Genomic DNA, 26,271 nt, shown 5'->3' with positions numbered 1-26,271 from the left:
GGTTAGGCCGGGGTCTCCACTTCCTTCTTCAGGTTGGCCAGCACCTCGGCCTGGATCTTCTTCAGGCCCAGCGGTGCAAAGGTCTTCTCGAAGAAGCCCTTGATGCCGCCTGCGCCGTTCCACGACGTCTTGGTGGTGAGCGTTGATCCGGTGCCGGCCGGCGCAACCGTCCAGTTGGTGATCAGCGACGAGTTGGCGTCCTTCTCGATGACGGTGCGCCCCGCCACGTCGACGTCGGCCTTCACCACCCGCGAACGGGACTCGGTGGCCTGCAACTTCCAGGTGACGACGGTGCCTGCACCCTGCCCGCCTTGCAGCACCTTGTATTCGCTGTAGTGGGCGGACAGGATCTTCGGCCGGACGTTCTCGTAGTCGGCGACGGCAGCGAGCACTGCTTCCGGGGTGGCGTCGATCAGGACCGTGCTGGCCGCGGTGACCTGTCCCATCAGGTGAAACTCCTCTGTGGCGGAATTGTGACGATTCGGGGAGCAGTGGTGCGCTCGCACCGACTGCCGTCCGGGACTAGCGTATATGCGTGTCCGTTCCCGCAGCCGACGCGCATTCGGATCACGCTGCCGGCGTGGACCGGTTGCTCGCCAGCTACCGCGCCATTCCGCCCACCGCCACGGTGCGCCTCGCCAAACCGACGTCCAACCTGTTCCGCGCCCGCGCCAAGCGCGACGCCCCTGGGCTCGACACGTCGGGGCTCACCGGTGTGATCGCGGTGGACCCGGCGAACCGAACCGCCGATGTCGCCGGTATGTGCACCTACGAGAATCTGGTGGCCGCGACGCTGCCCTACGGCCTGTCGCCGCTGGTGGTACCGCAGCTGAAGACCATCACCCTGGGTGGTGCGGTGACCGGGCTGGGGATCGAATCGGCGTCCTTCCGCAACGGCCTGCCGCACGAATCGGTGCTCGAGATGGACATCCTCACCGGCAGTGGCGAGCTGGTCACCGCTTCACCCCAACAGCACCCCGACCTGTTCCGGGCGTTTCCGAATTCGTATGGAACGCTGGGCTACTCGGTGCGGCTCAAGATCGAGTTGGAGCAGGTCAAGCCCTTTGTCGCACTCACCCACCTCCGGTTCCACGACGTGGCCGAACTGGTGTCGGCCATGGAACGCACCGTGTCCACCGGCACCCACGACGGCACCCGGGTGGACTACGTCGACGCGGTGGTGTTCAGCGCCGACGAGTCCTACCTGATCCTCGGAATGCGCACGGCCGCACCAGGTCCTGTCAGCGATTACACAGGAATGGACGTCTACTATCAGTCCATCCGGCACGCTGAGGGCGCCGCCCGCGACCGCCTGACCATCCACGACTACCTGTGGCGCTGGGACACCGACTGGTTCTGGTGCTCACGGGCTTTCGGTGCCCAAGACCCCCGGATCCGTCGCTTCTGGCCACGCCGGTACCGCCGCAGCAGCTTCTACTGGAAGCTGATTGGCTACGACCAGCGCTTCGACATCGCCGATCGCATCGAGAAGCGCAACGGCAGGCCGCCCAGGGAACGGGTGGTGCAGGACGTGGAGGTGCCGATCGAGCGCACCGCCGACTTCGTGCACTGGTTCCTCGACACCGTGCCCATCGAGCCCATCTGGTTGTGCCCGTTGCGGTTACGGGACAGCCAGGGATGGCCCCTGTATCCCATCCGGCCCGGGCACACGTACGTCAACATCGGGTTCTGGTCCTCGGTTCCGGTCGGTCCCGAAGACGGCCACACCAACAAGCTGATCGAGCGCAAAGTCAGCGAACTGGAGGGGCATAAATCGCTGTACTCCGACGCTTACTACTCTGCGGAGGAGTTCGACGCTTTGTACGGCGGTGAAGCCTACAAGACGGTCAAGAAGGCCTACGACCCTGATTACCGGCTGCTCGATCTGTACGCGAAGGCGGTGCAACGACGATGACCCTGTTCAAGGAACCCGCTTCCTCCCCACGGGCCGGGCGGCTCACCCTGGCCGAGATCCTGGAGATCTTCACCGCCAGCGGCGAACTGCCGCTGAAGTTCACCGCCTACGACGGCAGCACCGCCGGACCCGAGGACGCCGGGCTGGGTCTGGACCTGCTGACTCCGCGCGGCACCACCTACCTGGCCACCGCCCCCGGCGATCTGGGGTTGGCCCGCGCCTACATCGCCGGCGACCTGGACACCCGCGGTGTCCACCCCGGTGATCCCTACCCGCTGCTCAAAGCCATGGCCGACAAGCTGAAGTTCAAGCTCCCCCCGGCGCGGGTGCTGGCCAACATCGTGCGTTCCATCGGCATCGAACACCTCAAACCCATCGCGCCACCGCCGCAGGAGGCGTTGCCGCGGTGGCGCCGCGTCGCAGAAGGCCTGCGGCACAGTAAGTCCCGGGACGCCGACGCCATTCACCACCACTACGACGTATCCAACACCTTCTACGAATGGGTGCTGGGGCCGTCCATGACCTACACCTGCGCGTGTTATCCCGACGCGGACGCCTCGCTGGAAGAAGCGCAGGAGAACAAGTACCGACTGGTGTTCGAGAAGCTGCGCCTGCAGCCGGGGGATCGCCTGCTCGACGTCGGGTGCGGCTGGGGTGGCATGGTCCGCTACGCCGCCCGCCGCGGCGTGAAGGTCATCGGCGCCACCCTGTCGGCAGAACAGGCCGCCTGGGCGCAGAAGGCCATCGCCGAAGAGGGGCTGTCGGATCTGGCCGAGGTACGCCACAGCGACTACCGCGACATCGCGGAGTCCGGCTTCGACGCGGTGTCCTCGATCGGGCTGACCGAGCACATCGGAGTGCAGAACTACGGGGCGTACTTCACGTTCCTGCAGTCGAAGCTGCGCCCCGGCGGCCTGCTGCTGAACCACTGCATCACCCGTCCCGACAACAGATCGACGTCGGTTGCTGGGGGTTTCATCGACCGCTATGTCTTCCCCGACGGCGAACTCACCGGCTCCGGCCGGATCATCACCGAGGCTCAGGACGTCGGGCTGGAAGTGCTGCACGAAGAGAACCTGCGCCACCACTACGCGATGACGCTGCGGGACTGGTGTGCCAACCTCGTCGAGCACTGGGATGAGGCCGTGGCCGAGGTCGGGCTGGCCACCGCCAAGGTGTGGGGCCTGTACATGGCCGGTTCCCGCCTGGGCTTCGAAACCAATGTGGTTCAGCTGCACCAGGTTCTGGCAGTGAAGATCGACGACAAGGGCTCTGACGGCGGACTGCCGTTGCGACCCTGGTGGAACGCCTGACGAGTGCAGCGCTACACACCCACCATCAGCGCTGACACCATCGCCGACCTGCGGGCCCGGCTACAGGCCACCCGGTTACCCGACGCTCCTGAGGCGGCCGGTTGGTCTCTCGGCATTGATGTCGACACCGTGGCCGAGCTGATCCGGTACTGGGCAGACGGCTTCGATTTCGCGGCGCACAACGCGGAGCTGGCGTCCCTGCCCAGCGTGCGGGTGACGGTCGACGGCGTTGGGGTGCACGTGATCCACGCCGAAGCCGAGCGGGGTACCGATGTCCTGCCCGTGCTGCTGGCGCACGGCTGGCCCGACTCGGGGTGGCGCTACCGCAAGGTCATCTCGCGCCTGACCGAACCGTCGGCCTACGGTATCCCCGCCGGGGACCGCTTCCACGTGGTGATCCCCGATATGCCGGGGTACGGATTCTCCGACCGCCCCACAGGTCCCGCGCCCGATTCACGTGCGGTGGCCGCCATGTGGGCACAGCTGATGACCTCGCTGGGCTACCCGAAGTTCGTGGTGTCCGGCGGAGACATCGGCAGTCATGTCGCCCGCCACCTGGCCCTGGATCATCCCGACCGGGTGATCGCGGTGCACCGCACAGACGCCGGTCTACCGGTCGTCGACGATCCAACCGACCTGAGCGACGACGAACAGCGCTGGATCGCCGACGGACAGCAGTGGGCTCTCGCCGAGGGCGCCTATGCCGCCATGCACCGCACCAAACCGCAGACCGCCGCCGTCGGCCTGACGGATTCGCCTGCGGGACTGGCAGCGTGGGTGCTCGAAAAGCTTCGCTCGTGGAGTGACTGCGGCGGTGATCTGTGGTCGGTGTACACCCGCGATGACGTTCTGGCCCTGCTCACCGAGTACTGGGCAACCGAGACCATCGGATCATCGATGCGGATGTACAACGCCAACGCGGCAATTCCGCCGTCGGAACGCAACCGCTTCATCGCCACGCCCTCGGGGTTCTCGCTGTTTCCCGTCGACATCGCCACTCCACCCCGGCGTTGGCTGGAACGCACCACCAACCTGGTCTACGTCAATACACCGCAGCGGGGCGGCCACTTCGCGCCGTTCGAACAACCCGACATCTTCGCCGACGAACTTCGTGAATTTTTCCGGCCGTTCCGCGGCCGGAACGCTTAACCCTCGATCTTGCGGGCGCCCAGTTCGCTCTGCAGCAGCTCCAACGCCACTTCCTCGGGGTCCCGACGGGGACCGGCCGTGGTGTCGGCGGCTTCGGCCATCATCGCGTCTTCCTCGGCGCACACCTCGGCCTGGCGTCCGACCTGCACCTCGGGTGCGTCAGCTGGCGCCGGGGCGGGCGCCGCAGGTGCCCCCGCCGGACCGCCGGGTTCACAACGCACCCGCCAGTTGACTCCCAGCGCATCTTTGAGCGCTTCCCGGATGACGTCGGTATTACGTTGCTCGCACAGTCTTTTCGCCAGCGGCGCCGACTCGTGGGAGAGCACCAGGGTGTCGCCGTCGACGGCGCGGACGGTGGCGCCGGTCAGCATGACCTCGGTGGTGCGACTGCGCTGACGCACTTTCTCCCGCACCGTGGTCCACATGCTGCGGACCGCTGCGGCGTCAGGCTCGCCGGTGGCCGGCGGCGCAACAGCGGCGGGCGCCTCGGCCGGAGGTGGCGGCGCGGCGCGCTCGGGTTCGGGCGGAGCCGGTTCGGGATCGGGCTCCGGCGGCAGCGGAGGCTCCGGGCGCGCGGCAGGGGGCGCCACGACAGGTGGCGGGGCTGCCGGCGCAGGTGCCGGCGGGGTCGGCGGCTGCGGTGGCGGTGCCGGGGCAGCGGGCTCGGGCGCCGCGGCCGGCGCCTCACTCTGGGCGCTCTTGCGCACGAACTGCTTACCGGTGGGTGCCGGGGTGTGGCCGACGGCGGCCTCCCCTGCGGGGATGGACAGATCCAGGCGGGTTTCGATACGTTCCACCCGCTGCAGCAGCGCCGCCTCGGTGTCGCTGGCCGACGGCAACAGCAGCCGGGCGCACACCACTTCCAGCAGCAGCCGCGGCGCGGTGGCGCCGCGCATCTCGCCGAGGCCGGCGTGCACCACCTCGGCGTAGCGGGTCAGCGTCGCCATGCCGATCCGGCTGGCCTGCGAGCGCATCTTCTCCAGCTCGTCTTCGGGGGCGTCCACCACCCCGCGTGCGGCGGCATCCGGAACTGCTTGCAGCACAATCAGATCGCGGAACCGCTCCAGCAGGTCGGTGGCAAAACGCCGCGGGTCGTGGCCGGCATCGATCACCGCCTCCACCGCCCCGAACAGCGCCGCGGAGTCGTTGGCGGCCAGCGCCTCGACCGCGTCGTCGATCAGGGCGACGTCGGTGGCCCCCAGCAGCGACAGCGCGCGCTGGTACACCACGCGGTTGCCTTCGGCCCCGGCCAGCAGCTGGTCGAGCACCGACAGGGTGTCACGGGGCGACCCGCCGCCCGCCCGGATCACCAGCGGGTACACCGCGTCGTCGACGCTCACGCTTTCGCTGGCGCAGATGCCTTCGATCAGGGTGCGCATGGTGCGCGGTGCCAGCAGCCGGAACGGGTAGTGGTGGGTGCGCGACCGGATGGTGGGCAGCACCTTCTCCGGTTCGGTGGTGGCGAAGACGAAGATCAGGTGGTCCGGCGGCTCCTCGACGATCTTGAGCAGCGCATTGAAGCCCGCGGTGGTGACCATGTGCGCTTCGTCGATGATGAAGATGCGGTAGCGCGACTGCGCCGGGGCGTAGAACGCGCGGTCCCGCAGCTCGCGGGTGTCGTCCACACCACCGTGGCTGGCCGCGTCCAACTCCACCACGTCCACGTTGCCCGGCCCGTTGGGCGCCAGTGCAACGCAGGAGTCACACACGCCGCACGGCGTCGGGGTGGGGCCCTGGACACAGTTCAGCGAGCGCGCGAGGATCCGCGCCGAGGACGTCTTGCCGCACCCGCGCGGACCCGAGAACAGGTACGCGTGGTTGATGCGGCCGGCTTCCAGCGCAACGGACAGGGGCGCGGTGACGTGCTCCTGGCCCACCACTTCGGCGAACGTCGCCGGACGGTACTTGCGATAGAGAGCCACGGAAGCAGGCTACCTACCCAGACCGACTAGTTGTCCCGCGCCAGCAGCGACTCGGTGGCGGCCAGCAGCGTGCACGTGGCCAGGCCGTCGATCGCGTCGCGCAGATCCGGTTCCGACGGGAACGTCGGCGCAATCCGGATGTTCTTGTCGTCCGGGTCTTTTCGGTAGGGGAACGCAGCCCCCGCCTCTGTCACCGCGATACCGGCATCCTTGGCCAGGGCGATGGTCCGCTTGGCCGTGCCGGGCAGCACGTCGAGGCTGACGAAGTAGCCGCCCTTGGGATCGGTCCACGACGCCACCTTGGAGTCGCCCAGTCGCCCGTCGAGGATCTCGGCCACCACCGCGAACTTGGGTGCCAGTAGCTGCTGGTGTTTCTGCATGTGCAGCCGCACCCCGTCGGCGTCGCCGAAGAACCGCAGGTGCCGCAGCTGGTTCACCTTGTCGGGGCCGATCGTCTTCTTGCCTGCGTACTGCAGATACCAGGCGATGTTGCCCAGCGATCCGCCGAAGAAGCTGACACCGGCGCCGGCGAAGGTGATCTTCGACGTCGATGCGAAGACGTACGGGCGGTTCGCATTCCCGGCGGCCGCCGCGAGTCCCAGCACGTCGACTTGGCGCAGGAAATCGTGGGTGAGCGTGTGCACCGCGTAGGCGTTGTCCCAGAACAGCCGGAAATCGGCTGCTGCCGTGCGCATCTGGACCAGGCGGCGCACCACCTCCCAGGAGTACACCGTGCCGGTCGGGTTGGAGAACACCGGCACACACCACATGCCCTTGATGGCGGGATCGGCGGCCACCAGTTCTTCGATCAGGTCGACGTCCGGGCCGTCCTCGCGCATGGGCACCGGGATCATCTCGATGCCGAGGGTCTCGGTGATCGCGAAATGGCGGTCGTAACCCGGTGACGGGCACAGGAATTTCACGCCGGTACCGCCCTCGAGCTCCCTTATCCACGGCCGTGGCGAGTCCACGCCACCGTGCAACAGGGAGAACACCACCACGTCGTGCATGAACTCCAGGCTGGCGTTGTTGCCCGCGATCAAATTCTGCACCGGGATGCCGAGCAGCTCGCCGAAGATGGCCCGCAGCTCGGGCAGGCCGTGCAGGCCGCCGTAGTTGCGGGTGTCAGTGCCCTCGCCGTCGCGGAAGGTGCCGGCGCCGGGCAGCTCCAGCAGCGCGTTGGACAGGTCGAGCTGGTCGGCCGACGGCTTGCCGCGCGTCAGGTCCAGCGACAGCTTCTTGGCCTGCAGATCGGCGTAGTTGCGCTGCTGCTGTTCGTGCTCGGCAACCAGCTCGTCGCGGCCGAGGGAGAGGAACGACACCTGGGGCCTTTCGCGGCAGGACACACACATGAGGGGACCCCGCGCACCCGCTAGAGCCCGTTGACCCTTGCTGCCTTCCGGCCCTGGGGGAGTTCACAGGATGGACGCCGCGCGGGGTCCGCCACGAGTGTAATACCCGGCCCCCGCGACCAACGATTCTGGGCTTCGGGGGTGACTCCGCTAGCATGTCCGACGGAGGATTCGCCTAGTGGCCTATGGCGCTCGCCTGGAACGCGGGTTGGGTTAATAGCCCTCAGGGGTTCAAATCCCCTATCCTCCGCACTCGGTTCCGGGGTGTCACCTGGTGTGACACCCCGGAACCCAACCCAAGGAGGGGTATGCGCCGCGGGATCGCCTTGTCATGGCACGGAGTGTCGTTCCTGGTCGCCGCGGTCCTGTATTTCGTCTTCGTCCTGCCGCGCTGGTGGGAACTGATGGGCGACGTCTCCCACACCGTCGGCACGGTGCTGCGCATCGTCACCGGCATCCTGGTGGGCCTGAGCGCACTGCCTGTCGCCCTCAACCTGGTGCGGGCCCGGCGACCTGAATTCGGCAATCCCCAGCTGTCGCTGACGCTGCGGCTGTGGTCGGTCATCGGCCACATCGTGGCGGGTGTGCTGATCATCGGAGCAGCTGTCGCCGAGATCTGGCTGAGTTTGGACCAGGCCGGGCAGTGGCTGTTTGGCGTTTACGGCGCCGCCGCAGCCATTGCGGTGCTGGCCGCCGCCACCTTCCACCTGGCCTTTGTGGCAGAGACTCCGCCCCCGCCGCCGAAACCTCTCAAGGTCAAGAGGTCGAAGAAGGCCGACCAGCCTGTCTCGGAGGCCGGGACCGTCACCGAGGTCGCCAGCGAAACCGAGCAGGCCGACGTGCCCGAGGAACCGACGGATGCCGACGGCCAGACCGACGAATCGGCCTCGGACGAGCCCGATATCCCCGCCGAGGACGCGCCCGCAGAGGACGAACCCGCAGGTGGCCGGCTGCGTAACCGTCGTCCGTCGGGCAAGAGTCGCACCCGCTCACGCGGCGGGGTGGCCGTCTCCGACGACTGAGCCCACGGTCTCGCGTCGGCGGGTCCAGGCAATATGGGTGGTAACACTTCGACCCCCTGCCCCGAGAGGCAAGTGATGGCCGCATATCGCTCTCTGCTCTGGACCCTGGCTGCCCTGGTGGCACTCGTTGTCCCCCTGACCGGCGCGCCCCTGGCGCAAGCCGAGCCGCTACCGGTCGAGAACAGCCTGGTCCAGATCTCCACCCGAGCCGACTTCCAGGGCGTTGTCGGCAACGGCACCGGCATCATCCTCACCCCCGAAGGGGTGGTGCTGACCAACCACCACGTCATCCAGGGCGCCGACGCCATCCGCGCGCTGACGCTGAGCAATGGGCAGACCTACGACGCCGACGTGCTGGGCTACGACCGCAACAACGACGTCGCCGTGATCCAGCTGCGCGGGGCGGCCGGGCTGATCCCCGCCCCGATCGGCGACTCGTCGGCGCTGCGAGTGGGTGAGCCGGTGACCACCATGGGCAACGCCAACGGCACCGGCAACCCACTGACCCGCGAACAGGGTGCCGTCACCGAACTCGGTGCCACCATCAGCGCCGAGGATGAACTGACCGGCAGCTCCCACAGCCTGGACAACCTCATCGAGTCCTCGACCAATCTGCGCTCCGGCGACTCCGGCGGCGCGTTGATCAACGGCGCCGGCCAGGTGGTGGGGCTCAACGCCGCGGCCACCTACAACTTCCGGCTCAACGGGGAGTCCACGCCCGGCGGGCAGGGCTTCGCCATCCCCATCAACGACGCGATGAGCATCGTGAACCAGATCCGCTCCGGCGCGGCCAGCCCCGAGGTGCACATCGGCCCGTCGGCCATCCTCGGTGTCGGCGTGAACGCCGTCGACGAGGGCGACGGGCTGCCCATCCAATCCGTGCTGCGCGGCGGGCCGGCCGAGGTGGCCGGCGTGCGCCCGGGCGACACCCTGCTGCGCATCGACGGCGTGCCGATCACCTCGGCCAACGCGCTGACCAGCGTCCTGGACCAGCGCTACCCGGGCAACAACATCGAGATCACCTGGCGCGACCGCGCCGGAGCCGAACGTGTCGCCCAGGCAGTGCTCGGCAGCGGCGCCACCAGCTAATTCGAGGGAAAATCCGCGCTGCGGGACAGTGCCTCGCCGGACCGGATGTCGGCCAGTGCGCCTTCCAGGGTCTCGACCACGGCGTCGTATCCGCCGTTGCCCAGGACCAGCCGTTTCGGCGGGGTGTCCTGTTCCATCGCCGCGATGACCGCCCGGGCGCCTCGGTGCGGATCACCGGGCTGCTTACCGTCCATCTCCACGAAGGTGGCCTGCACCTGCTTGAGCATGTCGTGGTACTCCGCGACAGGCTCGGCGACGGGTTCGGCGGCGAAGCCGGAATAGGCATTGGTGCGGAATGCGCCCGGTTCGACCGTCAGCACCGAGATGCCCTGGGGGGCGACCTCGTCGCGCAGTGTCTCCGAGACGGCCTCGACGGCGAACTTCGTCGCGCTGTAGTAGCCGAACCCGGGCGCGGGCACCAGGCCGGCCACCGAGGAGATGTTGACGATCCACCCGTCACCGCGGGCCCGCATCCCCGGCAGCACCGCGCGGGTCACCGACAGCAGTCCGAAGAAGTTGAGCTCGAACATCGCCCGCATCGTGGACTCGTCCATGGCCTCGATCGAGCCGAACCAGCCCCGGCCGGCCATGTTGACCAGCACATCGATACCGCCGAAGCGCTCCTCGGCGGTCCGCACCGCTTCGGCGACCTGCGCGGGATCGGTGATATCCATCGGTACCACCAGGACGCGATCGCCGTACTGCTGGGCCCACTGCGCCAGCTCCTGTGGGCGCCGCGAGGTGACCGCGACACTGTCCCCGGTCTGCAGCGCGGTCTCGGCGAAGGCCACCCCGAAGTTGCCGGGCGTGGCACCGGTGATGAACCACCGCCGCGTCATGGCTCGATCACCACCCGGGTGATCAGCGCACCGTCGAGGGTGAAGCGGTAGTGCAGATCGGCGACCCCACCCGGGAAGTCGCCCTCCAGGTGCTGAGCGACGTCGTAGCCTGCGTCGGTGGTCATGGCCCCGGTGATCTCGGTGGTGTAGGTGAATTCGGAGGCCGCGTTGGCCACCCAGTTCCCGATCTCTTCGTGCCCCTTGTGGTCGTGGCCCTCATCGGTCACCACGGCATCGGCGGTCAGGGTGGCCAGCACCTTGTCCACCTCACGGGCGTCGACGGCAGTCATGAACGTTGTCACGGTGTCTGGGAGCGTGTCCCAATCTGTTGTGGTCATGAGCCAACGATGGAACTTCCCCCAACGGGAAGGTCAAGCGATGATCCACATGTCGCCGAGAGATTGACCTTGCCCCAAGGGGAGACTTCAGGATGGTCGTGCTCGATCACGACGGCAGAACACAGAGGAGGGCGCCATGGGCGCACAGGTCTCGATCGGGGACTTCGCGGTGATGACCAGCCTGAGTCGCAAGGCGCTACGCCACTACCACGACATCGGCATTCTCGAACCCGCTCACATCGATCCCTACACCGGCTACCGCTTCTACGACACCAGCCAGGTGGATCATGCGCACATCATCCGGCGGTTCCGGTCCCTGGGCATGTCCATTCCCGACATCAAGGCACTGCTGAGCACCGACGACGCCGGTGCCCGCACCGACATCATCACCACCCATCTCGAGCAGATGGAGGCGCAGCTGCAGCAGACCCGCGACACGGTGGGTGCCCTGCGCGAATTGCTCTCCCCCGTGCGCAGTCCCGCCGACGTGACGCTGCGCCACGAACCTGAGCTGGCCGTGTGGTCCGTCAGTGCCACCATCGACGTCTCTACGATCGACGAGTGGTTCGGGGAGTCGCTGACCACACTGCGTGCAGCCGTCGCTCAGGCCGCAGGCGCACCGACCGCGGTGGTGCCGGGCGGTCTCTACGACCGGGCGTTGTTCCTCGAACAGACCGGCAGCGCAACCATGTTCGTCGCAGCACCACCTTCTGCGAATCCCCCACAAGGTATCCGGGCCGAGGTCCTGCCGAAGACCGAATTCGCGGTGCTCACCCATCCCGGCGGACACGAGGGCATCGACCGCAGTTACGCGGCCTTGGGGATCCATGTCAACGAGCACCTGATCAGCAGTCAGGGGCCCATCCGCGAACATTACCTCGGTAGTACGCCCTCAGATCCCGGAGGGTTCACCGCCACCGAGATCTGCTGGCCGATCTTCAGCACGATCGCGCCGTCGACATGACAGACATGCACCAGCGTTTCGGCACCTACGGAGCGTGGCTCAATCCCGCACTGGGTGACGCCCCCCGGATCGGGTACGCACCGGCGCTCGAAGAGCTGGGTTACCAGACGATCTGGGTGGGGATCGGCGCGGATCCCGTCGGTGACATGGCCCTGCTCGAGCAGATGATCGCCGCGACCGAAACCGCAATGATCGCCACGGCCATCATCAACATGTGGAACGACGACCCGCGCAGCATCGCCCGTCACTACCACCGCATCGTCGACCGCCACGGACCCCGGTTGCTGCTGGGTGTCGGTCTCGGCCACCCCGAGAGCCGGGACACCTACGAACGGCCCTACGAGCGGATGGCCAACTACGTCGATGCGCTGCTGCACGGCGGCGTTCCGGCCGAGGCAATCGTCATCGCGGCGCTGGGCAAGAAAACGCTGACATTGGCGGGCGAGACGACCCTGGGGGCACACCCCTATCTCACCGTCCCTGACCACACACGTCACGCGCGAGAACTGTTGGGCAGCACTGCCTTCCTGGCTCCGGAGCACAAAGTGGTGCTGTGCCAGGACCGCGATCAGGCGCGCAAGATCGGCCGGTCTCTGGTGGACAACCCCTATCTCGGTCTGCGCAATTACACCGACAACCTGCTGCGGCACGGGTTCGCGCAGGCCGATATCGACCGTCCCGGCAGCGACAGACTCATCGATGCCCTGGTTGCCCACGGTTCCCCGGAGGCCATCTACGCCGAGATCGACCAGCACCTCTCGGCGGGCGCCGACCATGTCGGCATCCAGGTGCTGAGCGAGGACCCCACCGCCTCGCCGGTAGAGAACTTCCGCACCCTGGCCGAGCACCGGCCCACCCCGCAGTAGCTCAGATGCGGTTGCCCTCGTCGTCCCAGTGGGCGGCCACCTTCTTGCTCGGCTGCACCCGGGGTGGCTCGCCCGGCATCTTGGGATAGCTCGGCGGGTAGGGCATGTCGCCCAGCCCGCGCTCCTCGTCGGCGGCCACCATGTCCAGCAGCGGTTGCAGCGACTGCGCCACGTCGTCCATGCCGGCCCACGGATCATCGCGTTCTGCAACTAGTTTCGGCACGGTGGCGATGGTGTAGTCGTCGGGGTCGGCATCGGCCAGCTCGGCCCAGGGCAGCGGTGTGGACACCGTGGCGATGGGGGTGCGGCGCACCGAATACGGCGAGGCCATGGTGCGGTCGCGGGCGTTCTGGTTGAAGTCGATGAAGATGCGTTCGCCGCGCTCTTCCTTCCACCAGGATGTGGTCACCAGATCCGGGGCCCGGCGCTCGACCTCGCGGGCCAGCGCGATGCCGGCGCGCCGGACCGCGATGAAATCCCAGTCGGTGGCGATGCGCAGATAGACGTGTACGCCGCGCCCACCCGAGGTCTTGGCGTAGCCCGCCAGCCCCAGTTCGGTGAGCAGTGGTTCGAGCACCTCGACGGCCACGCGGGCGGCCTCCCGGAAACCGGTGCCCGGCTGCGGGTCCAGATCGATGCGCAGCTCATCGGGGTGTTCGACTTCCGGGCAGCGCACCTGCCAGGGGTGGAACGTGACGGTGCCCATCTGGGCGGCCCAGACGATGGCCGACGGGTGGGTCACCTTCAGGGCATCCGCCGTTCGACCGGACGGAAAAGTCACCTGGCAGGTCTGCAGGTAATCGGGATGCTTCTGCGGCAGCCGTTTCTGGTAGATCTCCTCGCCGTCGATGCCATCCGGGAAACGCTGCAGATGGGTCGGGCGGTCCCGCAGGGCGTCCATCATCGGACCCGCCACCGACACCGCGCGGTAGTACTCGACCAGCGCCCCTTTGACACCGCCGGAACCCAGTGCGGGGAAGTACGGCTTGTCCGCACTGGTGAGGCGGACCGAGGTGCCCAGGACATCGAGTTCTTGTGCCGGGGTTGCCATCTCAGGCCTGCTCCAAGACGTCGAACAGGTCGTAGTTCAGTGGTACGTCCAGCTGCTCGAAGGTGCAGCTGGCCGGTTCCCGATCGGGGCGCCATCTCCGAAATTTCACCGCATGCCGAAAACGCCTGCCGTGCACGCTGTTGCCCTCCATCTGGTCGTAGGCCACCTCGGCCACCTTCTCGGGCCGCACCGGGATCCAGCGCTTGTCGGCCGCGGAGTTCCACCGGCTCGGGTCCCCGTCTCGGACATCGCCGTCGCGCAGCGGTTCCAGCTCGGACAGCAGCTTCACCCGGTCCTTGGCCGTGAATGACGCCGCCCCACCCACCATCTGCAGTTCGCCGTCGTCGCGGTACAGACCGAGCAGGATCGACCCGATGCCCTCGCCGCTCTTGTGGATGCGATAGCCGATGGCCACACAATCGGCATCGCGCGCGTGTTTGATCTTGGCCATGTCACGCTTGCCGGGTAGATAGGCGCCGTCGAGCCGCTTGGCGATCACCCCGTCCAGGCCGGCGCCCTCGAACGTCGTCAACCACTCCTGCCCCAGCGCCGCATCCTCGGTGGTGCGGGTGACGTGGCACCAGGTCGCCGGCGTCACGGCCTCGCGCAGTACCTCCCGTCGGACGCGGAACGGCTCGCCGAGGATGGACCGGTCCCCGAGGGCCAGGGCGTCGAATCCGATGAAGTGTGCCGGCGTCTCCTGCGACAGCAGCGTCACCCGGCTCTGCGCCGGGTGGATCCGCTGGCTCAGCGACTCCCAGTCCAGCCGGACCCGGCCGTCGATCTCCCGCGGCACCACCACCTCGCCGTCGAGGACGCAGCGCGGGGCCAGCTCGTCGCGCAGGGCCACCACCACTTCGGGGAAGTAGCGGCCCAGCTCCTTGCCGCTGCGCGAGATCAGCCGCACCTCGTCGCCGTCACGGAACACCAGCGCTCGGAAACCGTCCCACTTCGGCTCGTAGGACCACACCCCGTCCTCGGTCGGCACCTTCGCCACCGCCTTGGCCAGCATCGGTTCCAGCGGAGGCAGCACCGGCAGGTCCATGCTCTTCATACTCACGTAGACCCGGGTACCCCGACAATGTCATCGATCGCGGTGGGCCCGCCGGCTACTGACCTGTCAGGCCGTGCTCGCCCGCCTTCGCGAAGGCGTCATCGATCAGTACGACGTCCATGCCGGCGCGGTCCAGCAGTGACGTTGCGATAGAGGCGCGGTAACCCGATCCGCAGTGGACCCAGACGGGTCCTTCGGGTAGGTCGCCGATTCGGTTCGGCAGCTCGTGCAGGGGAATGTTGACGGCTCCTGAAATGTGCCCCTTGTCGTATTCGTGGCTTTGTCGAACATCCAGGATGGACACCCACCCTGAGCTGAGTTCGTCGGCGAGGCGGGCGAAATCGGCGACCGGGTAGGACGCCAGCCGGCTGCCGGCGGCGAGTGTGTCGATGCGATCGGTGGCAGCACCGGTGAGCCGGTCGACGCCGATGCGCACCAATTCGCGTGTGGCCTCGGCGACGTGTTCGGCCGAGTCGCCGATGACCGTGATCGGTGCGCCCCAGTCGTAGAGCCAGCCGAAGTAGCTGACAAACGATCCGGACAGCTCGAAACCCAGGGTGCCCGGTAGGTGACCGGCGGCAAATGCCGTCCGGGTGCGCAGGTCCACCACCCATTCACCGGCGTCGATCCGGCGGCGCAACTCGGCGGGGTCGATCAACACCGGTGGCGTCAGGTCGACCGGTGCGGGCCCTTCGCGGTTGATGACCCCCATGTGGGCGTAGTACGCGGGGTAAGGCGACAGTCCTGCCAGCAGTTCGTCGACGAAGCTCTGTTCGTCCTGTGTCAATGCCGGGTTGGTACTGCGTTGTTCGGCGATGGTCGAGGAGTCTCCGGACGCCGGGGTCGCCGAGCAGAAGCTGCCGAAGCCGTGGGTCGGGTAGATCGGGGTGTCGGGCGGCAGGCGGTCGGCGAGCTTGTGGACCGAGTGATACTGGGCGTGTGAAAGGTTCTCGGTGTCGTCGGGCCCGATGAGGTCGGTGCGTCCCGTGGTGCCGTACAGCATCGAGCCGCCGGTGAACACACCGTGGACGGTGCCGGTGGCGTCGCGCAGCACATAGCTGACGTGGTGGTGGGTGTGGCCAGGGGTGTGGATCACTTCGAGGTGAATTGGTCCTGCGTCGATGATGTCGCCGTCGGTGACAGCGCGGCGGGCATAGTCGACGTCGTCGCCTGCGGGCACTGCATAGTCGGCGCCGACGGTGCGGGAGAGTTCCAGTCCGCCGGTCACGTAGTCGTTGTGCAGGTGTGTCTCCAGCACGTGGGTGATGCGGACCTGAAACTTGTCGGCCAGCGCGAGCACGCGGTCGATGTCGCGTTGCGGATCGATGACCACTGCGATGCCGTGGTGGGCGACCAGGTAGCTGCGGTCACCGAGTCCCGAGGTTTCGATGATGGAGACGTCCATGTTCTGCTCCTTCTTGGTTGGGTCAGCGGAGGATCAGGGTGTCGACGAGTACGTAGGCGGCGACGGCGAACACCAGGTAGGCGAACCAGCGCTGCAGGCGGGCGGTGTCGGTTGTGGTGCCGAAGTATCCGGCGCCCAGTGACGTGGCCATCGCGGCGGCGACGAACGCAGCGGTGATCTGCCAGTCGACGGTGATGCCGTCGAGGTGAGAGGCGATGCCGGCGACCGAGTTGGCGATGATGATCAGCAGCGATGTGCCGATGGCCGTGGACATTTCGACACCGAGCATGACGACCAGTGCCGGGATGATGAGAAATCCGCCGCCGACGCCGAACAGTCCGGTGAGGAGCCCGACCAACAGTCCGGCCCCGATCGACCGTGGTGCGCAGCGCCGCCAGTTGACCTGGCCGGCCTCGATCGTGCAGGCGGTGCCGGTGGCGCCCTGGTCGGTGAGCATGCGGACTCCGGCGACCACCATGACAACCGCAAATCCGACCATCAGCACGGACTGGGGCAGGTGAGCGCTGATGGCGCTGCCGGCAATCGTCGCCGGTATCCCGGTGGCGGCGAAGATCCCGGCCATGCGCCACCGGACTTGTTTGGCCCGGATCTTGGGAAGCACGCCGACCGCTGAGGCCGCCGCGACCACGATCAGCGAGATGGGGATGGCGTGCGCGATGTCCAAACCCATCCCATAGACCAGGGCCGGCACGGCGAGGATGGAGCCCCCGCCGCCGAGCAGACCCAGCAGCACCCCGATGAGGGCCCCGAGTCCCAGGCCGGTGACGATTGCCATGACAGTTGACCACAAGTCCTCTCAGTCGGTATCCGGGCGATCCTCGCGAGGACCCATCACGTCTCAAATTATACCCCTAGGGGTATATTCACTCCAAGGGCCATACCCCCCACGGCATGTTTCACACGCCGCTCCGGCCACAGCTGCAGTCCTTCGGCGCCTGCTCGTGGGCGTAGGGTTGCCGAACATGACCGCTGATCCCACCCCGACGGATGCCAGGTGACGCGGTTGCACGGCGCCGTGGACTCCGCGGCCGGCGTCGTCCCCTTCGGTCACATGGGCTGGGGTTTCCGGAACCGCGCCGAGTTCCTGACCCGCGCTGGTGAGTACATTGCCGACGGTCTGCGCCAGCACCAGCTGGTGGCCTACGTGGGCGAGGCCACCACGGAGCAGTTGAAGGCCGAACTTCTCTCGATGCCCCAGCTGACGGGGCTGCCCGGCCGCAACGAGATCGCGGTGTTCTCTGCCGCCGACTACTACCCCTTCGTGCCCGGGACCGACGTCTTGGACGCCGAGGAAGCCGTGCGCCGGTATCTCGCCACCGCCGAAGATGCCGTGGCCCGCGGCTACACCGGATTCCGAGCGGTGGTCGACGTGACGTCCGTGGCCCGCACCATCGTGCAGCGCGACGCTCTGACCCGGCTCGAATTCCAGGTCGATCAGCAGATGGCGGTGCTGCCGTTTTCGGCGCTGTGCGCCTACAACGTCGCAGAACTGGGTGCGGCGGCAGCGGAAGTGATCTGCCTGCATCCGTTCGTCAATGCCGCTGCCGTGGGATTCCAGGTGTTCGCCGACCCGCTGGCGGCCATATCGTTTGTCCTCACCGGGGAACTCGACGCGTCGAACCGGTCTGCATTTGCCGCCACCCTCGAGCGGATCTGGCCAACATCAAAAGGCACCACACTGCACATCGACGCTTCGGGGCTGACATTCATCGACCACCGGTCGCTGATGGTGCTCGACAACGTGGCCCGCCGCCACCGTCAGACGGCGGTGCTGCACACCGGAGCGCTCGTCCCGGCCCGGTTGATCGAGTTGCTGGATCTGACGGCCGTCAGCGTGGTGGCCGCACCGGAGCGGGAGGCAGGGGAATGAGGGCCGGAGTGTCCGCCGGGTACACCGGGCATTTCCACGAGGCCGGCTTCTACGGCAGCGATGACGAACTGCTGGAGCTGGTGGTGCCGTTCGTCGCCGAAGGCATCGAGGCGGGTGAGCCCTCGGTGCTGGGGTTCGATCAGCACAGCACCACCCTGCTGCGCCGGGCCCTGCCGGCCTCGGAGCTGGTGACCTTTGTCGACGGCGGGGACCACTACGCCACACCGGCGCGTGCGATCGCCAGCTATCGCAAGCTCTACGCCCAGCAGGTGGCCGCCGGCGCCCACCAGGTGCGCACCTCCGGTCAGGTGCCGCTGGCGGGCAGCGCCGATCAGCTGCGCGCATGGTCGCGCTACGAGTCCGCGGTCAACACCGCCTACGACGACTTCCCCCTGCTGAGTCTGTGCGTCTACGACACCAACCGGGCCTCGCCTGAGGCCCGTGACGTCATCGAGCGGGCTCATCCGAGTCTGCTGTCGGCCGGCGTCCGCACGCCGAGCCCGCGCTACCAGGATCCGGCGTCCTTCGTGCTGGCGCCTGTGGTGCCCGATCCGCTGGAGTCCGCCACCCCACTACTGGACATCCCGGATATCACCGCCGGGCAATCGCGGGAGGTGATACACCGTGCCGCGGTGGGTCATCTCGATAACGTCACCCTGCACGACCTGGTGCTGGCCACCTCGGAGGCCGTGACCAACGCCCTGGTGCACGGCAAGCCGCCGGCCGCCCTGCGGCTGTGGGCACAGGACGGGCGTGTGGTGGTCCACGTGCGCGACGGCGGCCTCGGCCCCCTCGACTGCCTGGCCGGACTCATGCCCGTAAACAGCACCCTCGGGGCCGGCCTGGGTCTGTGGCTGATCCACCAGCTCGGTATCCGGGTGGATCTGATGGCCGCCGATGACGGGTTCACCGTCCGGCTGTGCAGTTCCTAGAGCCCCATGGATCTGCCTGTGCAGCCGCCGGTGCCGCCGATGCTGGCCAAGGCGGTCACCGATCTCCCGGCCGACTGTTGGTACGAGCCGAAATGGGACGGCTTCCGATCCATCCTGTTCCGCGACAGGGACGAGGTGGAACTCGGCAGCCGCAACGAGCGTCCGCTGACCCGGTATTTTCCCGAGCTCGTCGCCGCGGCCCGGGCGGAGCTGCCGACGCGGTGTGTGCTGGACGGTGAGATCGTGATCGCCGCGGAGCACGGGCTGGATTTCGAGGCCCTGCAGTTGCGGCTGCACCCGGCCGCCAGCCGGGTGACCATGCTGGCGGAGAAGACCCCGGCGGCCTTCATCGCCTTCGACCTGCTGGCACTCGGTGACCAGGACTACACGGAGCGCCCGTTCGGCGAACGGCGGGCAGCACTGGAACAGGCGATGTCCGGCGCCGGGCGGTCCATCCACCTCACCCCGGCGACCACCGACGCCACGACGGCGCGGCGCTGGTTCCGGGAGTTCGAGGGGGCGGGACTCGATGGGCTGATCGCCAAGCCGCCGACGCTGACCTACCAGCCGGACCGCCGGGTGATGTTCAAGGTGAAGCATCAACGCACCGCCGATTGTGTGGTCGGCGGGTACCGGTTGCACAAGTCGGGCGACGACGCGGTGGGGTCGCTGATGCTGGGGCTGTACGACGCCCGCGGCCGGCTGGCCTCGGTAGGCGTCATCGGCGCGTTCCCGATGGCCATCCGGCGCTCCCTGTTCCAGGAGCTACAGCCCCTGGTCACCACGTTCGACGGCCATCCGTGGAACTGGGCGGCCCAGGTGGCCGAGAACACCGCGCTGGCCAAGAACGTCGGCTCGCGCTGGAATGCCGGCAAGAGCCTGTCGTTTGTCCCCCTGCGCCCCGAGCGGGTGGTCGAGGTCCGCTACGACCACATGGAAGGTGACCGGTTCCGGCACACCGCCCAGTTCAACCGCTGGCGGCCCGACCGCGATCCCCGGTCCTGCACCTTCGAGCAACTGGAGCGACCGGCGACATTCCGGCTCAGTGACGTGGTGCCCGGCCTCTGTTGAGCCGCCGAATGACACTGGTGTGATTCATCCACACTGTGGATAACCCCTGTGGATAACCCACCACGTCCCGCTCACGCACGCTCAGCGAGCAGGTGCACCAGGCCGGAGGCCACCGCAAAACGGGGGCCGTGGATACCGTCCACATTCGCCCGGCCCACCACCACCGGCACCGCCCGCAGCGCCTCGGTGACGGTGCGCAGCAGTTCGTCGTCCAGCGCACCACCCCCGGCGAGCACCATCACCGGCGGCGGCACCGGGAAGGCGCGCAACGCGCGGGCGATATTGGCGGCCACCGTCTCCTGCTTGACCGCCAGACGGAGGCTGCGCCACTCCTCGGCGGCCAGCCGGCTGGAGAACGGCACCAGGCCGGCACCACCCCGGGTACACAATCTGCCGATCGCGTCGGCCGGCGCTGGCGCATCGAGGAACACCCGCCTGCCGTCCTCTTCGTGCGCCACGTGCGGACCCTCCACCCGCACCGCGGGAGTGCGCTTGACCGTCTCGGCCAGCGCCTTGGGGACTCCGAGTACCCGCGCCACCGCCACGGTGATCGTCTCCCCCGCTCCGGCGGCCACCACGGTGTTCTCTGCGCCGACGAGGTCGATGGTGCCGCCGCCGATATCGCAGACCAGCGCACCCGGCGGCAGGCCGACAGTGGTGCGCGCCCCGCGCGCGGCCGCCTCGGGTTCGTCGGCCAGCGTGAGCGCGGGTCGCCCGGTGAGTTCGGCCAATGTTGCTGCGGCGTCGGTGATCTCGTCAGCGGCCAGCAGCGCCACCACGGTGCCCTGCGTATCGGCGACCCCGCGGCGCAACCACACCCCGTTGTCGATGGCGGACAGGTCGGTGAAGAACGCGTCGTGGACCGCCAACCCGTCCCGGGCCGCGGCCAGCGCTGCCAGTCGGACCTGCCGGGCGCTGCCCGGGATGCACTGGCGCAGCACCGAGTGGGCCTGCGCCGGGGTGTAGCGGGTGAGTGTCCCTCCGGTCTGTACGTCGACATAGTCCGCACCGCCGTCCGGCGGCGGGTCCGCGGCGGTGCGGGCGGTGACGGCGATGGCCGAGGCGTCGGAGAGTTCGCGGCAGAACTCCGCGACCTGCGCCAAGCGCTCGGTGGGCAGGTGCAGCGCCGCGCTCAGCGCGATCGGGTCCGCCCACGCCCGGAACGCCCGGCCGGCCTCGATGACCTCCACCGCCACCAGCGCACCTGGGGCGATGTCGAGTGCCACCTCGTCGACCACGGGGACGGCCAACGGGATCCGGTTGGCGATCAGCACCGCGTCGTCGGCAGCGACCAGCACGCCGGCGATCAGCCAGCCGCGGGCCGCCCCTGCGGTGAGTTGCGCTGCGGCATCCTCGAAATCGACACCGGCAGGCACGGAGACGATCACCGGGGCGTCGGCAGCTGGCCCGCTCAGGTCGCGCAGGGGCACGTGCACGCCCACCCCGTGCCCGTGCCCGGCCGCGGTACTGGCCGCGGCGGCGCGCAGGCTGCGCACCGGCGCGTCGGGGATGTACGCGCGGGGAATGGGCGCGGTGGCGGTGTCCACCGGCCTCAGCACCGCCAGCGCCAGCTCATCGGCCGACACACCTGCCTGCACCTCGAGGCGATGCAGCAGTGCCGCAGCACCTTCCAGCGATTCCCGGGATCCTTTGCGTCCCCGCGTCGCCGCCTGGCCGTGGGTCACCGGCGTCACGGCGGCGCCGTCGACGCGGGCCAGCACGATCTCGGTGGTGTGGTTGCCGATGTCGATGCCCGCCACCACGGGGCTCAACGCAACAGACCCCGGCGGGCATACGCCTGTGCGGCCTGCTCCACCAGGGCCGCACACCGTGCGGCACCCTGGTTCTCCAGGCTGATCCGCAGCGCTTCGAGCTCCTCGGCGGTGGACCGATGGGGGCGTAACGCTTCGTAGAGGTTCATCACGTCGTCGTCGTCCATCGTGGCCAGTTCGGCTGCGCGCAGGAAGTTCTCGGCCAACTGCGGATTGCCACCCTCGGCGGCCACCACCGCCTGGTGGGCCAGCACGGCCGGGTCCATCCGCAGATCCGACAAGCCCAGCTTGCCGTCGACGGCGTTGCCCACGCTGATGTGTTCCGGTGTCATCGTCGCACCACCTCCACGGCCACCGGCGGTTCACCCGGTTCACAGGCCTGGCGTTCCAGGGCCACCAGCGCGACGGCGCGGGCGTGGTAGCGCGCCGAGATGGACTCGTCGGTGCCCCCGGTGAAGATGGGCACCGGGGCCATGCCCTTGGCGTGACGTGCGGCGTTCTTGCCGAGGTCGCGGTACATCTGCGCGGTCAGCAGCGGGGCCACGCTGAACAGTTCGAGGTTGGCCAGTGGTGCCAGGTCCCGGCGGTGGATCAACGATGTGCCTTTGCCCTGCAATCCAATTCCGATGCCGGACCCGGACAACCGCGCCGCGGTCAGGCCGATCAGACCGACGTCGATGGTGGAGCGCACGCGCACCAGCCTCGGCACACAGCCCTCCTCCTCGAGGCCCGCGGAGATCTGCCGCAACACCTCGCCGATCGGCAGGCCGCACAAGGTGAGCCACACACTGCGACCCCAGGCCGGGGACAACCCGATGCACACCTCCCGCGGATCGGCGCTCTGCCCGGCGATCTCGCCGTCGGTGACGCTCACGTGGCCGCGGTGCTCCTCCTGATCGGCGGTCAGCTCGGAGGCACTGCGCGCCTGCCGGATGGTGTCGATCTCTGCACGGCGCTGCGGTGTCGGGGTGTACCCCGTGCCCGGCCCGGTGTAGTCGTTGGGGTCGGTCAGCTTCGACAACACCTGGAACCGGGAATCGAAGATCGCCGAGGTCTGCAGCTGGTCTCCGCGCAGGCGTTCGCGGGTGAGCCGGGCGATCGCCTCGGCTTCCTCGGCGAAGCCGGTGCGCTGCAAGGCGGCGATGACGTCGAACACCGTCAACTGTCTGGCTTCGATCGAGGCCGCGGCCTCGGCCACCATCGTGGGATGCCCGGCCGGCAGGTCGCGGGAACCGTTGGCGCACACCACGTCTTCGACGTGGGCATCGTCGTAGTCGGCCAGCCCCAGATCCCGGTAGACGGCCTGCACTGCGGTGGCCGCCCGCCGGCGCACGGCCTCGAGGTGCTCGGGTGAGACCGTGCGCAGGCCACCGTCGGCGCCCCAGTCCCGTTGCAGTACCAGGAAGTCGTCCATGTCGTCGGAGTTGAAGTTCGACAGGGCGAAGGCGTTGTCGTAGCGCGGTATCGAGCCGAAGCCGGAGAAGATGAAGTCCGCGCCGGCCAGCAGCACCGGGAGCGTGTGGGCGCTGCGGCGGATGTCGGACTCGGAGATCAGGTTGTCGTTGCCCGCGCATGACTCGAGGTCACGCATCATCACCATCAGGTTCTCGGCCAGCAGCTCTTTCATGCCCTCCGGGACCGCGGCCACCACGCCGACGCCGTCGATGCCGCCGTTCTGCACGCCCTGGCTGCCGAGCGCCCGGGCCAGGGAGACGCATCGCGACTCGAGGTAGAGGATGGAGCACTTCTCGGCCGCTCCCATCAGCACCTCGGCGCCGCCGCCGCTGGTGACCCGCATCTTCAGGCCGCGTGACGCGTACGCCGACGTGAGTACGGCCTTGCTGAAGGGGGTGTCGTCGCCGTCGACGAACACCTGCTCGGTGCCGTAGATGGAGATGGTCTCGGCGTAGCTGGTCAGCCCACGCAAGCCGAGGCGCAACTCCAGCGCCTCCTCGATGGAGCACTGTGCCATGGCGCCGGGGGTGCCGACCTGGCTGCCGATCAGCAGGGCCACCGCATTCGAGGGCGCGTCGCCGAGCACCGGCACGGTGGTCTCGACTTCGCGGAACCCGTAGGCCACGGCGCTGGCCGCGTCCGCGGCGATCAGCAGGGGGTCGTCGAGTTGGTTGGTCACGTGGGCCTGATTGCTCGGCGTGCGCCGGGCGCGCATCTTGGCCATCGCCATCTGCATCTCGACCGGCGTCATCAGGGCGATGACGCGGGCGAGTTTGGCGGGGGTGGTGCCGCCGATCAGCCGCACCACCTCCGCCCGCGGCACGTTGACGTCCACTGCCATCCGGGCCAGGGACGCGTCGTCGAGAGCCATCGCCTCCGGAGCCACGGCCAGATCGATGCCGTAGCGGGCGATGAACTCGTCGATGACGTCGAACTCGGCGGTGGTCTTGCCGTCGAGTTCGACGATCACATCGTCCTGGATCACCAGGGACGGCGCCGGGTCGTGCGGGCTGCGCATCGCCACCAGGCCGAGTTCGGCGTCGGCCACACTGAACCCGTCGAGGTTGACCGGCTTCGCGTTCAGAACCCGGAACCGGCCCAACTCCTGCGCCACGGCGCCCTCCTGAGGTCCTGGATCTGTCAGTCGCGGATTTCGCTGTCGTCGAACACAACCCGACCGATCAGCTCATAACGCCGCGGATCACGCAACTTGAAGTACAGCGCGAGCAGCGCGCCGATCACGAACACACCGACGACGATCCACGGTGTCAGCTTGAACAGCAGTGTGCCCGACGCCGCACCGGCCGCGGCGTCCTTGTGCTCCCAGAGCAGGTAGACCACGTAGAGCATGCCCATACCACCGAGCAGCGGCGCCAAGAAGGTCTTGAACCAGTGCGCACTGGAGGGATGGTTCTTGTGGAAGTGGAAGTAGGCGATCACCGCGAAGGCGCACAGCGACTGCACGATCAGGATTGCCATGGTGCCCAGGATGGCCAGCAGTGTGTACAGGTGCACGTACGGGTCCATGCCGGCGAAGAAGAACGCCAGGATCAGCACCAGGGTGATACCGGTCTGGACGAAGGACGCGATGTACGGCGATCCGTGGGTGCGGTGGGTGGCGCCCAGGGTCTTCTGCAGGCCGGTGGACAATCCCTCGCGGCCCAGGGCGTACAGGTACCGCGAGGCGCAGTTGTGAAAGGCCATCCCGCAGGCGAAGGAGCCCGTCACCAACAGGATGTTGAAGACCGTGATGGCCCACTCACCGTAGGTGCTGCGCACCGGGTTGAAGAAGATGTCACCGGCGGTGGCCGGGTCCTGAGCCAGTTCCACCGACTGTTGGGGGCCGGTGCCCGCGATGGCCATCCAGGACACGAAGATGTAGAAGATACCCACGCCCAGCACGGCGATCATGGTGGCGCGGGGAATGATTCGCTTCGGGTCCTTGGACTCCTCGCCGTACATGGCGGTGGACTCGAAGCCCACCCATGACCAGAAGGCGAAGAACAGGCCCAGTCCGGCGCTGGCGCCGGCGATGGCGGCCGGGGTGAAGGCACCGATGGGGTTCAGCGTCTCGGCCACGGCGAAGCCCTCGGGACCGCCGCCGCGGAACAACACGGCCAGCGCGCCCAGAGCCAGCATGACGATCTCGGTGATCAGGAAGACGCCGAGCACCTTGGCGGTCAGGTTCACGTCGAAGTACGTCAGCACGCAGTTGAGCACCAGCATCAGCAGAGCCGGGATGAGCCAGTGGATGGTGATCCCGAGCTGCGAGGCGAACAGGTTCTGGAAGAAGTAGGCGAAGATGCCGATCAGCGATCCCTCGAACACGATGTAGGCCATCGTGATGATCAGGCCGCTGGCCATCCCCATGACGCGGCCGAGTCCGTGGGAGATGTAGCCGTAGAAGGCGCCGGTGGCGGTGATGTGCTTGGCCATGGTGGCGTAGCCGATGGCGAACAGGCCGAGCACGATCGTGGCGACCAGGTAGCCCGCCGGGGCGTGGGAGCCGTTGCCGAAACCGACCGCGATCGGCACGTTGCCGACCATCGCGGTGATGGGCGCGGCCGTGGCCACCGCCATGAAGATGACGCCGAAGGTTCCGACGGCGTTGCGTTTGAGTCGTTGGACCCCGCCGCCGGCGTTTTCGTCGCGTGACAACACTCGATCGGTCATCGTTGGGAGTACCTTCCAGAGGGGGCAGCGACTGCGCCCGGTGTGTGGCCCAGGCCACAGTGAACTCGGTTATATTGGCACTACCAAATAGCGAGCGCAAGCGGTAGCGCCGTATCGATTTCAGATTTGGCCCGACTTTTCTGACCATTGACATAAATGGTCCTTCCATTTAGCGTGGTGCCCGACACGGCCAGACGA

At 68.0% G+C, this 26,271-nt stretch carries 23 protein-coding genes, 1 tRNA gene and 1 other RNA gene; 11 read left to right on the top strand and 14 right to left on the bottom strand.

Going from position 1 to position 26,271, the window contains the following annotated elements; translation table 11 throughout:
- Positions 1-2 precede the first annotated feature (2 nt).
- Positions 3-446 carry an SRPBCC family protein gene (locus tag G6N58_RS09780; protein ID WP_115278866.1) on the bottom strand — a complete coding sequence of 148 codons (444 nt, stop codon included), beginning with the start codon at positions 444-446 and terminating at the stop codon, positions 3-5.
- Positions 447-535: 89 nt separating this feature from the next.
- Between G6N58_RS09780 and G6N58_RS09775 the strand changes: the two genes are divergently transcribed.
- Genes G6N58_RS09775 through G6N58_RS09765 form a run of 3 tightly spaced genes read left to right on the top strand, consistent with a single transcriptional unit; the run spans position 536 to position 4,377 of the window.
- Positions 536-1,915: an FAD-binding oxidoreductase gene (locus G6N58_RS09775; RefSeq protein ID WP_115278867.1), complete on the top strand. Its 1,380-nt coding sequence runs from the start codon at positions 536-538 to the stop codon at positions 1,913-1,915.
- Positions 1,912-3,228, top strand: a complete 1,317-nt coding sequence (locus G6N58_RS09770; protein ID WP_115278868.1) for a class I SAM-dependent methyltransferase — start codon at positions 1,912-1,914, stop codon at positions 3,226-3,228. Before G6N58_RS09775 ends, G6N58_RS09770 begins: the two co-directional genes overlap by 4 nt.
- Positions 3,229-3,231: 3 nt before the next feature.
- On the top strand, positions 3,232-4,377 hold the full coding sequence (locus G6N58_RS09765; RefSeq protein WP_115278869.1) for an epoxide hydrolase family protein: 1,146 nt from the start codon (positions 3,232-3,234) through the stop codon (positions 4,375-4,377).
- Here the strand turns inward: G6N58_RS09765 and G6N58_RS09760 are convergent.
- The 3 genes from G6N58_RS09760 to ffs form a co-directional block, all read right to left on the bottom strand.
- The gene (locus tag G6N58_RS09760) at positions 4,374-6,299 is read right to left on the bottom strand and encodes a DNA polymerase III subunits gamma/tau (protein ID WP_115278870.1); all 1,926 of its coding nucleotides are present in this window, start codon (positions 6,297-6,299) and stop codon (positions 4,374-4,376) included. The two genes, G6N58_RS09765 and G6N58_RS09760, sit on opposite strands and share 4 nt — an antisense overlap.
- A gap of 26 nt (positions 6,300-6,325) precedes the next feature.
- Entirely contained in the window at positions 6,326-7,621 is a 1,296-nt protein-coding gene (locus tag G6N58_RS09755) for an aspartate aminotransferase type Ic (protein WP_068914549.1), read from the bottom strand.
- A 28-nt stretch (positions 7,622-7,649) separates the two neighbouring features.
- Positions 7,650-7,744, bottom strand: an RNA gene (ffs, locus tag G6N58_RS09750) — signal recognition particle sRNA small type.
- A 71-nt stretch (positions 7,745-7,815) separates the two neighbouring features.
- Here ffs and G6N58_RS09745 point away from each other — a divergent pair.
- The 3 genes from G6N58_RS09745 (at position 7,816) to G6N58_RS09735 (ending at position 9,762) form a co-directional block, all read left to right on the top strand.
- Positions 7,816-7,901 (top strand) — tRNA-Ser (locus G6N58_RS09745).
- A 58-nt stretch (positions 7,902-7,959) separates the two neighbouring features.
- Complete coding sequence (gene lucA / locus G6N58_RS09740; protein ID WP_115278871.1) at positions 7,960-8,673, top strand: lipid uptake coordinator LucA; 714 nt, start codon at positions 7,960-7,962, stop codon at positions 8,671-8,673.
- Positions 8,674-8,748: 75 nt separating this feature from the next.
- Positions 8,749-9,762, top strand: a complete 1,014-nt coding sequence (locus G6N58_RS09735) for a S1C family serine protease (protein ID WP_115278872.1) — start codon at positions 8,749-8,751, stop codon at positions 9,760-9,762.
- Here the strand turns inward: G6N58_RS09735 and G6N58_RS09730 are convergent.
- Complete coding sequence (locus G6N58_RS09730) at positions 9,759-10,601, bottom strand: SDR family NAD(P)-dependent oxidoreductase (RefSeq protein WP_115278873.1); 843 nt, start codon at positions 10,599-10,601, stop codon at positions 9,759-9,761. The two genes, G6N58_RS09735 and G6N58_RS09730, sit on opposite strands and share 4 nt — an antisense overlap.
- Positions 10,598-10,939, bottom strand: coding sequence for a nuclear transport factor 2 family protein (locus tag G6N58_RS09725; protein ID WP_232067802.1), 342 nt, complete (start codon positions 10,937-10,939; stop codon positions 10,598-10,600). Before G6N58_RS09725 ends, G6N58_RS09730 begins: the two co-directional genes overlap by 4 nt.
- 136 nt (positions 10,940-11,075) lie before the next feature.
- On the opposite strand from G6N58_RS09725, the gene G6N58_RS09720 reads away from it, so the two are divergent.
- A complete protein-coding gene (locus G6N58_RS09720; RefSeq protein ID WP_115278875.1) occupies positions 11,076-11,903 on the top strand; it encodes a MerR family transcriptional regulator in 828 nt (275 codons plus the stop codon).
- Positions 11,900-12,769, top strand: coding sequence for a TIGR03620 family F420-dependent LLM class oxidoreductase (locus tag G6N58_RS09715; RefSeq protein WP_232067801.1), 870 nt, complete (start codon positions 11,900-11,902; stop codon positions 12,767-12,769). The genes G6N58_RS09720 and G6N58_RS09715 overlap by 4 nt, the downstream gene beginning before the upstream one ends.
- A gap of 1 nt (position 12,770) precedes the next feature.
- Here G6N58_RS09715 and G6N58_RS09710 read toward each other — a convergent pair whose 3' ends face one another.
- Genes G6N58_RS09710 through G6N58_RS09695 form a run of 4 tightly spaced genes read right to left on the bottom strand, consistent with a single transcriptional unit; the run spans position 12,771 to position 17,075 of the window.
- Positions 12,771-13,820 (bottom strand): DNA polymerase domain-containing protein, encoded by a 1,050-nt coding sequence (locus G6N58_RS09710; protein ID WP_115278876.1) that lies wholly within the window; start codon positions 13,818-13,820, stop codon positions 12,771-12,773.
- A gap of 1 nt (position 13,821) precedes the next feature.
- Positions 13,822-14,874, bottom strand: coding sequence for an ATP-dependent DNA ligase (locus G6N58_RS09705; RefSeq protein ID WP_163908624.1), 1,053 nt, complete (start codon positions 14,872-14,874; stop codon positions 13,822-13,824).
- A gap of 55 nt (positions 14,875-14,929) precedes the next feature.
- The gene (locus G6N58_RS09700; RefSeq protein ID WP_115278877.1) at positions 14,930-16,279 is read right to left on the bottom strand and encodes an MBL fold metallo-hydrolase; all 1,350 of its coding nucleotides are present in this window, start codon (positions 16,277-16,279) and stop codon (positions 14,930-14,932) included.
- Positions 16,280-16,301: 22 nt separating this feature from the next.
- On the bottom strand, positions 16,302-17,075 hold the full coding sequence (locus tag G6N58_RS09695; RefSeq protein ID WP_115278878.1) for a sulfite exporter TauE/SafE family protein: 774 nt from the start codon (positions 17,073-17,075) through the stop codon (positions 16,302-16,304).
- A 219-nt stretch (positions 17,076-17,294) separates the two neighbouring features.
- On the opposite strand from G6N58_RS09695, the gene G6N58_RS09690 reads away from it, so the two are divergent.
- From G6N58_RS09690 to G6N58_RS09680, 3 genes are read left to right on the top strand one after another with little or no spacing between them, the layout of a single operon-like run.
- Positions 17,295-18,170, top strand: a complete 876-nt coding sequence (locus tag G6N58_RS09690) for an MEDS domain-containing protein (protein ID WP_115278879.1) — start codon at positions 17,295-17,297, stop codon at positions 18,168-18,170.
- Entirely contained in the window at positions 18,167-19,102 is a 936-nt protein-coding gene (locus G6N58_RS09685) for an anti-sigma factor RsbA family regulatory protein (protein WP_115278880.1), read from the top strand. The genes G6N58_RS09690 and G6N58_RS09685 overlap by 4 nt, the downstream gene beginning before the upstream one ends.
- Positions 19,103-19,108: 6 nt before the next feature.
- Entirely contained in the window at positions 19,109-20,173 is a 1,065-nt protein-coding gene (locus G6N58_RS09680; RefSeq protein WP_115278881.1) for an ATP-dependent DNA ligase, read from the top strand.
- Positions 20,174-20,244: 71 nt separating this feature from the next.
- Here the strand turns inward: G6N58_RS09680 and G6N58_RS09675 are convergent, their stop codons facing one another.
- Genes G6N58_RS09675 through G6N58_RS09660 form a run of 4 tightly spaced genes read right to left on the bottom strand, consistent with a single transcriptional unit; the run spans position 20,245 to position 26,073 of the window.
- On the bottom strand, positions 20,245-21,936 hold the full coding sequence (locus G6N58_RS09675) for a diol dehydratase reactivase ATPase-like domain-containing protein (protein WP_115278882.1): 1,692 nt from the start codon (positions 21,934-21,936) through the stop codon (positions 20,245-20,247).
- 5 nt (positions 21,937-21,941) lie between these two features.
- On the bottom strand, positions 21,942-22,277 hold the full coding sequence (locus G6N58_RS09670) for a diol dehydratase small subunit (RefSeq protein ID WP_115278883.1): 336 nt from the start codon (positions 22,275-22,277) through the stop codon (positions 21,942-21,944).
- Positions 22,274-24,514 carry a propanediol/glycerol family dehydratase large subunit gene (locus tag G6N58_RS09665; RefSeq protein WP_115278884.1) on the bottom strand — a complete coding sequence of 747 codons (2,241 nt, stop codon included), beginning with the start codon at positions 24,512-24,514 and terminating at the stop codon, positions 22,274-22,276. Before G6N58_RS09665 ends, G6N58_RS09670 begins: the two co-directional genes overlap by 4 nt.
- A gap of 26 nt (positions 24,515-24,540) precedes the next feature.
- Positions 24,541-26,073 (bottom strand): APC family permease, encoded by a 1,533-nt coding sequence (locus G6N58_RS09660; protein WP_115278885.1) that lies wholly within the window; start codon positions 26,071-26,073, stop codon positions 24,541-24,543.
- Positions 26,074-26,271: the final 198 nt, after the last annotated feature.

The organism is Mycolicibacterium tokaiense (assembly GCF_010725885.1).
GTDB classification, from domain to species: Bacteria; Actinomycetota; Actinomycetes; order Mycobacteriales; family Mycobacteriaceae; genus Mycobacterium; species Mycobacterium tokaiense.
Note: the sequence above shows the minus strand (reverse complement) of the source record. Positions and strands in the feature narration are given on the sequence as shown.

Excerpts from the sequence above, each read along its gene's own strand:
- G6N58_RS09780 (WP_115278866.1), bottom strand. The coding sequence starts at position 446 with ATGGGACAGGTCACCGCGGCCAGCACGGTCCTGATCGACGCCACCCCG.
- G6N58_RS09770 (WP_115278868.1), top strand. The coding sequence starts at position 1,912 with ATGACCCTGTTCAAGGAACCCGCTTCCTCCCCACGGGCCGGGCGGCTC.
- lucA (WP_115278871.1), top strand. The coding sequence starts at position 7,960 with ATGCGCCGCGGGATCGCCTTGTCATGGCACGGAGTGTCGTTCCTGGTC.
- G6N58_RS09735 (WP_115278872.1), top strand. The coding sequence starts at position 8,749 with ATGGCCGCATATCGCTCTCTGCTCTGGACCCTGGCTGCCCTGGTGGCA.
- G6N58_RS09730 (WP_115278873.1), bottom strand. The coding sequence starts at position 10,601 with ATGACGCGGCGGTGGTTCATCACCGGTGCCACGCCCGGCAACTTCGGG.
- G6N58_RS09725 (WP_232067802.1), bottom strand. The coding sequence starts at position 10,939 with ATGACCACAACAGATTGGGACACGCTCCCAGACACCGTGACAACGTTC.
- G6N58_RS09720 (WP_115278875.1), top strand. The coding sequence starts at position 11,076 with ATGGGCGCACAGGTCTCGATCGGGGACTTCGCGGTGATGACCAGCCTG.
- G6N58_RS09715 (WP_232067801.1), top strand. The coding sequence starts at position 11,900 with ATGACAGACATGCACCAGCGTTTCGGCACCTACGGAGCGTGGCTCAAT.
- G6N58_RS09710 (WP_115278876.1), bottom strand. The coding sequence starts at position 13,820 with ATGGCAACCCCGGCACAAGAACTCGATGTCCTGGGCACCTCGGTCCGC.
- G6N58_RS09705 (WP_163908624.1), bottom strand. The coding sequence starts at position 14,874 with ATGAAGAGCATGGACCTGCCGGTGCTGCCTCCGCTGGAACCGATGCTG.
- G6N58_RS09700 (WP_115278877.1), bottom strand. The coding sequence starts at position 16,279 with ATGGACGTCTCCATCATCGAAACCTCGGGACTCGGTGACCGCAGCTAC.
- G6N58_RS09695 (WP_115278878.1), bottom strand. The coding sequence starts at position 17,075 with ATGGCAATCGTCACCGGCCTGGGACTCGGGGCCCTCATCGGGGTGCTG.
- G6N58_RS09685 (WP_115278880.1), top strand. The coding sequence starts at position 18,167 with ATGAGGGCCGGAGTGTCCGCCGGGTACACCGGGCATTTCCACGAGGCC.
- G6N58_RS09680 (WP_115278881.1), top strand. The coding sequence starts at position 19,109 with ATGGATCTGCCTGTGCAGCCGCCGGTGCCGCCGATGCTGGCCAAGGCG.
- G6N58_RS09670 (WP_115278883.1), bottom strand. The coding sequence starts at position 22,277 with ATGACACCGGAACACATCAGCGTGGGCAACGCCGTCGACGGCAAGCTG.
- G6N58_RS09660 (WP_115278885.1), bottom strand. The coding sequence starts at position 26,073 with ATGACCGATCGAGTGTTGTCACGCGACGAAAACGCCGGCGGCGGGGTC.